This is a genomic window from Pseudoflavonifractor sp. 60 (assembly GCF_009911645.1).
In the GTDB taxonomy this organism is placed as follows: Bacteria; Bacillota; Clostridia; order Oscillospirales; family Oscillospiraceae; genus Lawsonibacter.
On record NZ_QWKI01000194.1, the window covers coordinates 1 to 12,194 of the forward strand.

General features: G+C 48.1%; 16 protein-coding genes and 1 pseudogene. 15 read left to right on the top strand and 2 right to left on the bottom strand.

The window, feature by feature from the left end; genetic code table 11:
* The 4 genes from D1646_RS18975 to D1646_RS18990 form a co-directional block, all read left to right on the top strand.
* Positions 1–1,432, top strand: a 1,432-nt coding sequence (locus D1646_RS18975) for a recombinase family protein (protein WP_160637968.1), incomplete at its 5' end; no start/stop codon positions are given.
* Between the two features lie 183 nt (positions 1,433–1,615).
* Complete coding sequence (locus tag D1646_RS18980; protein WP_347565253.1) at positions 1,616–1,978, top strand: helix-turn-helix domain-containing protein; 363 nt, start codon at positions 1,616–1,618, stop codon at positions 1,976–1,978.
* Positions 1,938–2,315, top strand: coding sequence for a TnpV protein (locus D1646_RS18985; protein ID WP_016317502.1), 378 nt, complete (start codon positions 1,938–1,940; stop codon positions 2,313–2,315). Before D1646_RS18980 ends, D1646_RS18985 begins: the two co-directional genes overlap by 41 nt.
* 49 nt (positions 2,316–2,364) lie before the next feature.
* Entirely contained in the window at positions 2,365–2,781 is a 417-nt protein-coding gene (locus tag D1646_RS18990; protein ID WP_081645079.1) for a DUF523 domain-containing protein, read from the top strand.
* An 89-nt stretch (positions 2,782–2,870) separates the two neighbouring features.
* On the opposite strand, the gene D1646_RS18995 is transcribed toward D1646_RS18990, so the two are convergent.
* Positions 2,871–3,677, bottom strand: coding sequence for a helix-turn-helix domain-containing protein (locus D1646_RS18995; RefSeq protein ID WP_160560428.1), 807 nt, complete (start codon positions 3,675–3,677; stop codon positions 2,871–2,873).
* Positions 3,678–4,160: 483 nt separating this feature from the next.
* Here D1646_RS18995 and D1646_RS19000 point away from each other — a divergent pair, with 483 nt between their 5' ends.
* The 8 genes from D1646_RS19000 to D1646_RS19035 all read left to right on the top strand — a co-directional run bounded on the left by D1646_RS19000 (position 4,161) and on the right by D1646_RS19035 (position 9,922).
* Positions 4,161–4,349, top strand: coding sequence for a hypothetical protein (locus D1646_RS19000; protein ID WP_020989947.1), 189 nt, complete (start codon positions 4,161–4,163; stop codon positions 4,347–4,349).
* The gene (locus tag D1646_RS19005) at positions 4,346–4,687 is read left to right on the top strand and encodes a DeoR family transcriptional regulator (RefSeq protein WP_016317500.1); all 342 of its coding nucleotides are present in this window, start codon (positions 4,346–4,348) and stop codon (positions 4,685–4,687) included. The genes D1646_RS19000 and D1646_RS19005 overlap by 4 nt, the downstream gene beginning before the upstream one ends.
* Positions 4,680–4,967, top strand: a complete 288-nt coding sequence (locus tag D1646_RS19010; RefSeq protein WP_016317499.1) for a DUF3847 domain-containing protein — start codon at positions 4,680–4,682, stop codon at positions 4,965–4,967. Before D1646_RS19005 ends, D1646_RS19010 begins: the two co-directional genes overlap by 8 nt.
* A gap of 303 nt (positions 4,968–5,270) precedes the next feature.
* Positions 5,271–5,591, top strand: a complete 321-nt coding sequence (locus tag D1646_RS19015; protein WP_016289930.1) for a TfoX/Sxy family protein — start codon at positions 5,271–5,273, stop codon at positions 5,589–5,591.
* Between the two features lie 31 nt (positions 5,592–5,622).
* Positions 5,623–6,141, top strand: coding sequence for a signal peptidase II (locus D1646_RS19020; RefSeq protein WP_016218015.1), 519 nt, complete (start codon positions 5,623–5,625; stop codon positions 6,139–6,141).
* A gap of 185 nt (positions 6,142–6,326) precedes the next feature.
* Complete coding sequence (gene mobQ, locus D1646_RS19025) at positions 6,327–7,907, top strand: MobQ family relaxase (protein WP_160637969.1); 1,581 nt, start codon at positions 6,327–6,329, stop codon at positions 7,905–7,907.
* 64 nt (positions 7,908–7,971) lie between these two features.
* Complete coding sequence (locus D1646_RS19030) at positions 7,972–8,616, top strand: CHC2 zinc finger domain-containing protein (RefSeq protein WP_016317497.1); 645 nt, start codon at positions 7,972–7,974, stop codon at positions 8,614–8,616.
* Positions 8,585–9,922: a virulence-associated E family protein gene (locus tag D1646_RS19035; RefSeq protein ID WP_022788611.1), complete on the top strand. Its 1,338-nt coding sequence runs from the start codon at positions 8,585–8,587 to the stop codon at positions 9,920–9,922. Before D1646_RS19030 ends, D1646_RS19035 begins: the two co-directional genes overlap by 32 nt.
* 28 nt (positions 9,923–9,950) lie before the next feature.
* On the opposite strand, the gene D1646_RS24050 is transcribed toward D1646_RS19035, so the two are convergent.
* The gene (locus tag D1646_RS24050; protein ID WP_160637970.1) at positions 9,951–10,178 is read right to left on the bottom strand and encodes a tweety protein; all 228 of its coding nucleotides are present in this window, start codon (positions 10,176–10,178) and stop codon (positions 9,951–9,953) included.
* Here D1646_RS24050 and D1646_RS19045 point away from each other — a divergent pair.
* The 3 genes and pseudogenes from D1646_RS19045 to D1646_RS19055 all read left to right on the top strand — a co-directional run.
* A complete protein-coding gene (locus tag D1646_RS19045; RefSeq protein WP_160637971.1) occupies positions 10,152–10,349 on the top strand; it encodes a hypothetical protein in 198 nt (65 codons plus the stop codon). The genes D1646_RS24050 and D1646_RS19045 overlap by 27 nt on opposite strands.
* Entirely contained in the window at positions 10,350–12,020 is a 1,671-nt protein-coding gene (locus D1646_RS19050) for a recombinase family protein (RefSeq protein ID WP_009251540.1), read from the top strand.
* 91 nt (positions 12,021–12,111) lie between these two features.
* Positions 12,112–12,194 (top strand): annotated as a pseudogene (locus D1646_RS19055) (Maff2 family protein); the annotation flags it as partial.

A 12,194-nucleotide genomic window follows, 5' to 3' on the forward strand; every position in this document is an offset into this window, starting at 1 on the left:
ACCCGGCTTCCAGTCCATGCTTGCCGACATTGAAGCGGGGCTTGTGGGAACGGTTATCGTAAAGGATATGTCAAGGTTAGGGCGAAATTACTTACAAGTGGGAATGTACACGGAAATGATTTTCCCACAGAACGGCGTCCGCTTCATTGCTATCAATGACGGCGTTGACAGCGCACAGGGCGACAACGATTTTGCGCCCTTGCGTAATATTTTTAACGAATGGCTGGTGAGAGATACGAGCAAGAAAATCCGGGCGGTAAAACGCTCAAAAGGAATGAGTGGGAAGCCCGTCACAAGCAAGCCCGTGTACGGCTACCTCATGGACGAGGACGAAAATTTCATCATTGACGAAGAAGCCGCCCCCGTGGTAAAGCAGATTTACAGCCTATGCCTTGCCGGGAACGGTCCGACCAAGATAGCCCGTATGCTTGCGGAGCAGGAAATCCCCACGCCGGGAACGCTGGAATACCGCCGGACGGGAAGCACCCGCCGCTACCACCCCGGCTATGAGTGCAAATGGGCGACAAACACCGTGGCGCATATCCTTGAAAACCGGGAGTACACGGGCTGCCTTGTGAACTTCAAGACCGAGAAAGTGTCCTACAAGGTGAAGCAGAGCAAGGAGAACCCCGTGGAGAAACAGGCAATCTTTGAGAACCACCACGAAGCAATCATTGACCGGGAAACATGGGAGCGTGTGCAGGAGCTGCGCAAGCAGCGCAAACGCCCTAACCGCTATGATGAAGTGGGCTTGTTCTCCGGCATACTCTTTTGTGCCGACTGCGGCAGCGTCATGTACCAGCAGAGATACCAGACGGACAAGCGGCGGCAGGACTGCTACATATGCGGCAGCTACAAGAAGCGCACCCGTGACTGTACGGCGCACTTTATCCGCACCGACCTTTTGACCGAGGGAGTGACCGAGAATTTACGGAAAGTCACCAGCTACGCCGCCAAGCATGAAGCCCGGTTTATGAAGCTGTTGACCGACCAGACCGAGGACGGGAGCAAACGCCGGAACGCCGCAAAAAAGAAAGAGCTGGAAGCGGCAGAAAAACGGATTGCGGAAATCTCCGCTATCTTCAAGCGGCTGTATGAGGACAGCGTGACTGGGCGTATATCGGACGAGCGTTTCACGGAGCTTTCGGCAGACTACGAAGCCGAGCAAAAGGAACTGAAAGAGAAAGCCGCCGCTTTGCAGAGCGAGCTTTCTAAAACGCTGGAAGCCACGGCAAACGCTGAAAAGTTTATGAAAGTAGTACGCAAGTACACCAGCTTTGAGGAACTCACCCCTACCCTGTTACGGGAGTTTGTGGAGAAAATCGTAATCCACGAATCGGAAGCCCTTGACGGGAAACGCCGGGGGAAGCTCCGCAGACAGGAAATCGAAATCTATTACTCTTTTGTCGGCAAGGTAGAACTGCCCGACTAAAGCCCGACCCGTCCGGCAGTCAGCCAGACAGGGAACGGAAAAATTTTTTACACTTCTTTTACTTCTTTATCTCACATGAGCAAAAAGTCAAGGCATGAAGCAGTTCATGGCTAATTAAAGGGAACAAAAAGAAAGGAAAAGCACAATCCAGACGGTATCAGCGGCAAGATACAAGAATAAATTGTGATTACACAAGATTGGTGTTATAATAAGAGAAAAGTTCCTGCCGGGGCAGCCGCCCCGGTGGTATGGGTAGAAAGGCAGGAAAACAATATGCACATCAGCTATAAACCACTCTGGCACACACTGTTAGAGCGTAATATGAGAAAAGAGGATTTAAGGCTTGCCGCTGGTATGACAACAAATATGATTGCCAACATGAGTAAAGAGGGAAAGCACATCAGTATGGATACATTAGCCCGTATCTGCGAAACGCTGAATTGTGAGATTACCGATGTGATTGAGTTAGTACCAGACGAGCCTGCTTCCACAGGAGATAAGGAACATGAGCGAATTGAAACCAAGAATAACGGAAAACGGAATTGATTATATCCTTGTTGGAGATTACTATATCCCGGATTTGAAGCTGCCGGAGGAACACCGCCCTATCGGAAAGTACGGACGGATACACCGGGAATATTTAAGAGAAGCCCACCCAGCCAGATTGAACACATTGATACTGACCGGAGAATTGTGGACATATCTTGCAGACCTGAACGAACAGGCACAGGAACGGTTAGACACTATCATGGAACAGCTGAAAGCTACCGAGGGCGTGACAGAGGAATTAAAGCGTACCTGTCAAATGGAATGGGTACAACGATGTAATAACATCCATAACCGGGCAGAAGAAATTGTTTTGCATGAGATGATTTATTCATAACGGTGTGGTAGAATGATTATGTAAATAAATTTGATTTGGGGTGATAAATATGAAGGTATTAGTTAGTGCCTGTATTATGGGAACAAACTGTAAATATAACGGAAAAAACAATAAAAATTTAGCAGTTATCAATTTCTTAAAGGATAAAGAAGTTATTTCTATTTGCCCAGAAATATTAGCTGGCATGAAAATTCCTAGACCTTGTGCAGAAATTGTGAATGGGATTGTAGTAGATGAAAATGGAAATGATGTTAATTCTGAATATAATAAAGCAGTGTCAATGGCATTATCAAAAATTCAAAATGAAGATATTGATTTGGTTATATTACAATCCAGAAGTCCTACTTGTGGTGTAAATCAAATATACGATGGTAGCTTTACTGGAAAACTAATTTCTGGAATGGGATTTTTTGCGAAGGCATTAAAGCAAAGAGGATATAATGTTATTGATGTTGAAGAAGTTTAAGTTTGTCACTTTGAAATTTTAATTGAATAACCACAGCATAAACCGCTGCTACATGGGAGCCAACAAACCATGCAACAGCGGTTTTTTCTTTACCGTTTTTTCCTCTGGCTGATAGGCGTTCCCATTTTCTTTGATTTTTTGAGAATCCGAATCAGCCAGCGAAATTCTTCGTCTGACAGATTTTTATAGTTGATACCGAGCTGCTTGCAGTAAAGAACAACCAGCTTTTCATCCCGGCTGCCCTTGAAATTTTCGACCGCTTCCAGATTTTCTTTCAGTTCATCGGCAACGGTGGTCTGGGGAGCACTTTCGCTGTCTTTTTTGTGAGCTTCCCGAATATCCCGGATAATGAGGTTGAGGTCATCCAGAACCATGTGACTGAAATATTCATCATCGCTGATATGGGCGGCTTGCAGCACTTTCAAATGCGGGTCATCTTCGCCGGGGCGATACCGTTCAATGATTTCATGCCGGACGGTATCGACAAGAGCGTTGAGATTTTGAATCTGCATGGTGGCAATCCCGTCCACATAAATCTCAATGTCTGCAAGAAACTTGATAAAATCTTTATGTGTGGCAAGTTCGCAGAGCAGACGGTTGTTAATCCGACCGCTTTTCAGAAGTGCAACCATTTCATCGTTTAAATGCAGTTCCGTCAATGGCGTGTTGATCTGCTCCTTGTTCTCTGTCCGGCATAGCAGATAATCGACGGAAACCTCATAGAAGTCTGCCAGCGTGATAAGGTTGCCATGATTGATTTCCTTATAATCCTCTTTTTCATAACTTCCAAGAGCTGATTTGGAAATGCCCGTCAGCCTTGATAGTTCTTCCAGATTTAAGCCTTTGTCCTTGCGGAGTTCCCAAAGGCGTTCCTGTATGCTTGTTGCTCCTTTCATGGGCACACGCTCCTTTCCGGCGGTTTCATTACTGCCGTTTAACTGGATTATATCATACTTTCCGCAATCGTGGAAATTTCTGATTTTTACCCCTAATTCCTACTTTGTGGACATACGGCACAGGGCACAAAAATGTTCTATGATACAGGTAGTTCATCGATGGATTATTCCAATCGAATGACCAGCCTGTGTGGGATATGCTTCCCCGGCGATGTAGTGCCATGACTTTTGGCAGGGATGTGGAGGAACCCTGACCGAAACGAGCATACCAAAGGGAGCGATACGCCGCTGTGAGATTCAGGGGAGGAACGACACCGGGGAGAACTGGCGAACTGACACCGAAATGATACCGAAACACGACAATCTGATAGTGGGATAGTCTACCCTATCGCTGATACTTCGGGAGATTTTAAGCGGCTCTATGACCGTAATTTTGCCGAAAATCGCCCCGAAACCATACACTAAAACGGGAGGAAGCGCAATATGCCGAGAATGAGCAAAAAGAGGAAGTATGAGCTTTCCTTTTACCTCAATGACCGGGGGCGTGTCACTTACAACGAATTATGCCGGAAATGCCAGCATGGGTGCAAGCAGAGCTTCCGGGCGGTTGTGATTGACTGCCCCCGTTATTTATCCAAACGAGCAAAGAAAAAGGAGGAACACACCGAATGAATTTTGAATTTATGACGATAGACACACCATTGCCACCCTGTATGCCATTTCCAAGAGCGTTGACAGGATTTCCAGTCAGCAGCACCGCAAAGGTCATGTACTGCCGGATGCTGGATGCTATGCTCTCTAAAGGTCAGGAGGACGAGAACGGAATCCTGTTTGTCTGCTTCCCTGTCACAGCCATTGCCACTGTCCTGTCCCGCAGCCCCATGACGGTCAAGCGTTCTCTGAATGAACTGGAAACCGCCGGACTTATCATGCGGGTGCGTCAGGGCGTGGGAGAACCAAACCGGATTTATGTGCTGATACCGGGAAAGGAGGACGCTGCCCTTGCCTGATACCTCAAAGCTGGAAAAGCTCAACCGGGAGCTGGAAAAAAGCGAAAAGAAACTGCGGAAAGCCATCAATGATGAAAAGGCATTGCAGCACCAGTTAAAGCAGCTTACCCGAAAGGAACGGACACACCGGCTCTGTACTCGTGGCGGCATGCTGGAAAGTTATCTGCAAGAGCCGGAACGCCTGACCGATGATGATGTCATGCTGTTGTTGAAACTCATTTTTCACAGGCAGGACACGCAGGAACTATTGAAAAAACTTCTGGAACGAGAGAAGCCGTAAACCCCTTAGTTTACTAAGGGCGCAATTATACACCACCCAGAGGTTGGTGCATTGCGTTCTCCGAAGGCTCCTCGCCGGAGGGCTGTGATTTTCCGCAGTCAAGGTCTGCTCCAAATCAAACAGGGGACGCTACGCTTCCCCTGCGCTGGCTGCCGCCAGCTACCCTTTTGTGGACTTGCCATCTGGGGACACCTTGCAATGCAAGCTGTTCCCAGCCGACAAGTTTCATAAAATATGCTATCTTTTCGATAAGCAATAAAGTATAATGAAGTCAGTAATAAATTTAGAAATTGAGGTAAAGTTATGGCATCCAGCAAAGAATATTTAGAATTTATTTTAGGTCAGTTATCTGGCTTGAATGAAATTACCTATCGAGCTATGATGGGCGAATTTGTCATTTATTATCGTGGTAAGATTGTAGGCGGTATCTATGATGATAGATTACTTGTTAAACCAGTAAAATCAGCAATAAGTTATATGCCAACGGTTTCGTATGAGTTACCTTACGAGGGAGCAAAAGAAATGTTGTTGGTAGATGAAGTTGATAATAAAGAGTTTTTGACAGGATTGTTTAATGCTATGTATGAGGAATTGCCTACCCCTAAATCGAAAAAGAAGAAATAATAAAATAATAATTTGAGAGGAAGTGTTACTGATGGAAAAGTTTAAGCCGTTTATTATACCTGTGGCATTATTGGTTTTAATTGACCAGACGGTTAAAATAGTAATTTCAAAAGTATTTATGAAATGCGAATTTGATATAATAGCCAAAGTTTTAAGATTTAATCCAGAACTAAATACTCGTTTATCTTATGCTGGAAATTTCTTCGAATTATTATCAAGTCCGTTTGTTACCATTTTATTGAATGTGTTTGTTTTGTTCCTCTTTTTTTCAGGATATATGCTATATCAGGCAAAAAGAGCACATATAAGTTTTTGGGTAAAAATAATAATGATTTGTGGCATATCGGGATGTTTATGTAGCTTGATTGATAAGCTGTTTTGGGGTGGAAGTTTAGATTTTTTGCAGATACCTACCCTTTTTATTTTTGATTTGAAAGACTGCTATCTTACAGTTGCAGAAGTTATATTTGTTGCTATTGGAATTTTGAATAGCAAAGAAATATCGGTTAAAGAGTATTTACATTTTTGTTGTAACAAATTTAGCTTGTAAACTTCTGGTTTATTATTTCTTATACATCGGGTCAACTTGCCCCGAACTTTTACAACTAAATACCCGCCGCCCACACAGCGGCACACCGAGCAGGAAATCTGAAAAGGTCTCCTGCTTTTTTTCTGCCCCAAATGAGGTGGTAAAACGCCACCCCATCCACCAATTACCGAAAGGAGGGACACGAAATGCCCTGTCCACACAACGAAATCACGATTGTTCAGCGCAGCCAGCGGCAGTCTGCGGTTGCCGCCGCTGCTTACCAGAGTGGCGAAAAGCTGTTCTGTGAATACGACCAGCAAGTGAAGCACTACCCAGAAAAGCGTGGTATCGTCCACAATGAAATCCTGCTCCCGGCAAATGCCCCACAGGAATATGCAGACCGCAATACCTTATGGAACGCCGCCGAAGCGGTGGAGAAGCAATGGAACTCTCAGCTTGCAAGGCGGTGGGTGCTTACCATCCCCAGAGAAATACCGCCCGACCAGTACGCTGTCCTTGTCCGGGAGTTTTGCCAGAAGCAGTTTGTTTCCAAAGGCATGATTGCTGATTTTGCTATCCATGACCCCCATCCGCCGGGACATAATCCCCACGCCCATGTCCTGCTGACCATGCGGGCAATGGACGAACATGGGAAATGGTTTCCCAAGAGCCGCAAAGTTTATGACCTTGACGAAAACGGGGAACGGATCAAACTTCCGTCTGGCAGGTGGAAAAGCCACAAGGAGGATACGGTGGACTGGAACGACCAGAAGTATTGCGAAATCTGGCGGCATGAATGGGAGGTCATCCAGAACCGCTATCTGGAAGCCAATGACCGCCCGGAGCGTGTGGACTTGCGTTCCTATGCCAGACAGGGGCTTGATATTATCCCTACTGTCCATGAGGGGGCTGCTGTCCGTCAGATGGAAAAGCGTGGTATTCAGACGAATATCGGCAGCCTGAACCGGGAAATCAAAGCCGCCAACAATCTGATGAAGTCTATCCGGCAGCTTATCCAAAACCTCAAAGGCTGGATTACCGAGCTGGGCGAAAAACGGAAAGAGCTGCTTGCACAAAAGGCGACGGAGGAGGCAACACTTCTTCCCAATCTGCTGATGAAGTATATGGAGATACGAAAGGAAGAACGGAAGGACTGGACAAGGGCTGGACAGAACCGGGGGACTTCACAGGACTTAAAGGCAGTCAGCGAAGCCCTGTCCTATCTCCGGCAAAAGGGGCTTTCCACTGTGGAGGACTTAGAAGCGTTTCTGGAATCTTCCGGGAAATCAGCCGCCGATTACCGCAGTCAGATGAAGCCAAAGGAAGCCCGCAGCAAAGTGATTGATAGGATTCTTGCCAGCCGGACAGACTGCAAGGAATGTAAGCCTGTCTATGAGAAGTACCAGAAGATATTTTTCAAGAAAACAAAGGAGAAATTCAAACAGGAACACCCGGAGGTTGCCCGATATGCGAAAGCCGCCGCCTATCTTGCCAAGCACCCGGACGATAAGGATAAAACGAAAAATGAGCTGCAACAGGAGCAGGAAACGCTTCTTAGCGAAATCGCAGAGCTGAAAGTACCGCTGACCGAGGTACAGGAGGATTTGAAGAAGCTGCGGGACATCCGCTACTGGGTACGGAAAGCCACACCCGGCACAGAGGAAAGCAAAGAGCCGCCCAAGAAGCAGCCTATCAAGGAAGTCTTGCAGGATAAGGCAGACGAGAAAAAAGCACAAAGAACCGCCCCGGCGCAGACGAAACACAGACAACAGGATATGGAACTTTAACAGGCACTTGCCATTTTCAAGCAGAGAATGTCAGGTGCTTTTTTCTTTTTAAGGAGGGATAGATTTGAATTTATTTGAAGCTGTGAAGCAGTCCGTCACAACCAGACAGGCTGCGGAGCATTATGGAATCCATATAGGTCGGAACGGGATGGCTTGCTGCCCGTTCCATCACGATAAAACCCCAAGCATGAAGCTGGATAGGCGTTACCACTGCTTCGGCTGCGGTGCGGATGGGGATGTGATTGATTTTGCCGCCGCCCTGTATGGGCTGGGAAAGAAAGAAGCCGCCGTACAACTGGCACAGGACTTCGGGCTTTCCTATGAGGACTGGAAACCGCCGGGAAAGGCAAAAAAGCCCAAGCCCCGGCAGAAATCCCCGGAGGAACAGTTTCAGGAAGCAAAGAGCCGCTGCTTCCGTACCCTTGCCGATTATCTTCACTTGCTGATGGCATGGAGAATGGACTACGCCCCGCACTCCCCGGAGGAAGCCTTTCATCCCCGGTTTGTGGAAGCCTTACAGAAGCAAGCCCATGTGGAATATCTGCTGGATGTGCTGCTGTTTGGGGAGACGGAGGAAAAAGCGGCTTTGATTACGGACTACGGAAAGGATGTGATACAGCTTGAACAGCGAATGGCAGAGCTTGCAGCCACAGACGCAGCAAGAACTAAAAAACACCATGAACGCCATGCAGCCGCCCCAGAGCATTGAGGAAATCAAGGCGGGGCTGGAAACCACCGAGAAAGGCGGCGTCCGTCAGAGTATACGGAACTGCCTGACCGTATTCCAGCGTGACCCGCTGCTTTCCGGAGCTATCGCATACAACATCCTGACCGACCGCAAAGATATTATAAAGCCCATCGGTTTTCAAAGGGAAAGCACCGCCCTGAACGATACGGACATGAAGTATCTGCTTCTCTATCTGGAAGAAACCTACGGGCTTACCAATGAGAAAAAGATTGATAACGCCATCGGGATTGTGGCGAATGAAAACAAGTATCATCCCATCCGGGATTATTTAAGTTCCCTTGTGTGGGACGGGAAGGAACGAATCCGCTTCTGCCTACGGCACTTTCTGGGAGCTGACGCAGATGATTACACCTATGAAGCGTTGAAGCTGTTCCTGATGGGCGCTATCTCACGAGCCTTTCAGCCGGGGTGCAAGTTTGAAATCATGCTCTGTCTGGTCGGAGGTCAGGGGGCTGGCAAGTCCACCTTCTTCCGTCTGCTGGCAGTCCGGGACGAGTGGTTCTCCGATGATTTGCGGAAGCTGGACGATGACAATGTGTACCGTAAGCTGCAAGGTCACTGGATTATCGAAATGTCGGAAATGATGGCAACCGCCAACGCCAAGAGCATTGAGGAAATCAAGTCGTTTTTAAGCCGGCAGAAAGAGGTTTACAAGATACCCTATGAAACCCACCCGGCAGACCGCCCCCGTCAGTGCGTGTTTGGCGGCACTTCCAATGCCCTTGACTTCCTGCCCCTTGACCGTTCCGGCAACCGCCGCTTTATCCCGGTCATGGTGTACCCGGAGCAAGCCGAGGTTCACATTTTGGAGGACGAAACTGCTTCCAGAGCCTATATCGGGCAGATGTGGGCGGAAGCGATGGAGATTTACCGAAGCGGCAGGTTCAAGCTGGCTTTCAGCCCCGCCATGCAGCGGTATCTCAAAGAACACCAGCGGGATTTTATGCCGGAGGACACCAAAGCCGGAATGATACAGGCGTATCTTGATAAGTACACCGGGAGCATGGTCTGCTCCAAGCAGCTTTACAAGGAAGCCTTGAACCATGCCTTTGACGAGCCGAAGCAATGGGAAATCCGGGAAATCAACGAGATTATGAACCAGTGCATTTCCGGCTGGCGGTACTTCCCGAACCCAAGAATGTTTTCAGAATATGGCAGACAAAAGGGCTGGGAGCGTGAAAACCCGGCAACGGACTCCGGCAACCCGTCTGAAAAAACGATGGACGGTTTTGTGGAGGTCACAGAACAGATGGAGCTTCCATTCTGAGAATGACAGCCCGTTGCACCTCCTGTTGCTATCCCGTTGCCGAGGAAAATCCCTTATTTCCGGGCTTTTCTCCCTTATAACAACCAAAACAACAGAAAAATAAAAGAAAAGTATAAATAGTAAGTAGTGCCAGATTGAGATTGTTTGCAAGGTCTTTTGAAGCCCGTTGCCGGACTTCGTTGCCGACACCCTCTGTCTGGCTATTTTCATGTATGGAGGATAACTGCCTATGGCAAAAAACAAAACAGAGATTCATGTGACTACTGTGTTTGACGGAGAACTGGACGCCACTGATGTGTTCGTCAGCCTGATTTCCCAGAAATACGGAAAGATAAATACGAAAGAATATCTTGTTAAAAAGAAAGATATGGGCTATAATGAAGATGAGGTTCAAAAGAGCCAGATACCGTCTGGATTGTGTGGGTAAATGGCTATGATGAACGAAATGGAATACAGAACAATAGGAAAGGCACTTGCCGGGGGCTATCGTGCGGCGGTCTATTGCAGGCTGTCAAAGGACGATGACCTGCAAGGCGAAAGTGCCAGTATCGCAAACCAGCGTGATATGCTGGAAAAATACTGCGAAAAGCAGGGATGGGAGGTTGTGGCAGTCTATCAGGACGATGGCTTCACAGGTCTTAACATGGAGCGTCCTGATTTACAGAGGATGTTGAGAGCCATTGAGCGCAGGCAAATCAACCTTGTTATCACGAAAGACCTCAGCCGACTGGGGCGGAACTATCTGCAAACCGGGCATTTGATTGAGGACTTTTTCCCAAGAAACGGTGTCCGCTATATCGCCATGAATGATGGTATCGACACCCTGCGGGATAACAACGACATCGCCCCGTTCAAAAATATCCTGAACGAGATGTACAGCAAGGATATTTCCAAGAAAGTCCATTCCTCTTATCTTCTGAAAGCGCAGAAAGGACAGTTTACCGGGTGTCTTGCCCCGTTTGGGTATCGGAAAGACCCGGAGGACAAAAACCATCTGCTCATTGACGAGGAAACCGCCCCGATTGTGCGGCTGATTTTCGGATATGCCCTGAACGGTCATGGTCCGAACTATATCCGCAGACGGCTGGAGGAAGAAAAAATCCCCTGCCCCACATGGTGGAATCGGGAACGGGGGCTTCGCAATACCCGCACCAAATGGGAAAAGAAAGACCCGGAAAACGGGCGGTATATGTGGGACTTCTCCGTTATCAAAGACCTTTTGATGAATCCCGTCTACACCGGGGCGATTGCTTCCCAGAAAAAAGACTACCGCTTCAAAATCGGCACGATTGGGGAAAAGAAGCCGGAGGACTGGATTGTGGTGGAGGGACAGCATGAACCGCTGATTGACCGCATGAGTTTTGACATTGTGCAGAACAAGCTGAAATCCCGCCAGCGTCCGGGGCAGACCAATGAAATCAGCCTGTTTGCCGGACTGCTAAAATGCGGCGAGTGTGGGAAGTCGCTGACGATACGCTACACAAACGCAAAACATCCCCAGCGGATATACTCCTGCAAGACCTACAATGCCTTTGGAAAGAACCACTGCACCCAGCACCGGATTGATTATGACACCCTTTACAGCCATGTGCTGCGGAAAATACGGGAATGTGCCAGAGCTGCCCTGATGGACGGGGAAGCGGTTGCCGACCGCCTGACCAATACCTGTGAAGCCGAGCAGCGGGAACAGCGGGAAGCAATGGAACGCTCCCTTACAAGGGACGAGGAACGGATTGAGGTTCTGGACAAAATGGTAATGCGGCTTTATGAGGATATGATTGCAGGGCGTATCAGTGAGCAGAACTTCAACACCATGCTGGAAAGGACACAGACCGAGCAGACGGAGCTTAAAACAAAAGTGTCCGAGGGCAGGAAGCGGCTGTCCGATGAAGTCCAGCTTGCCAATGACGCAAAACAATGGGTGGAAGCCATTCAGGAATACGCCAACATCACAGAGCTGGACGCAGCCACCCTCAACCGCTTAATCAAAGAAATCGTCGTGCATGAGCGCATTGACGAAAATAAAACAAGACACATTTCTATCGAAATTCATTTTAATCTCAAACCCATCCCGGAGGTGGAACAGGTCACTGCCTGACCTGTCCCGCCGGGACGGTTCTCTTAACAACACCATATAGATTTTTTGTACGCCGCCGCCCGCCATAGAGCAGAGTTTTTACACCTAATTGGGGATAAAACAGCTCATGGCGGGCGGCGGCGTGGCCCTAATCGGGATGCAGCTCATCCCCCTGCTGGCTAACCTGTTTTCGGT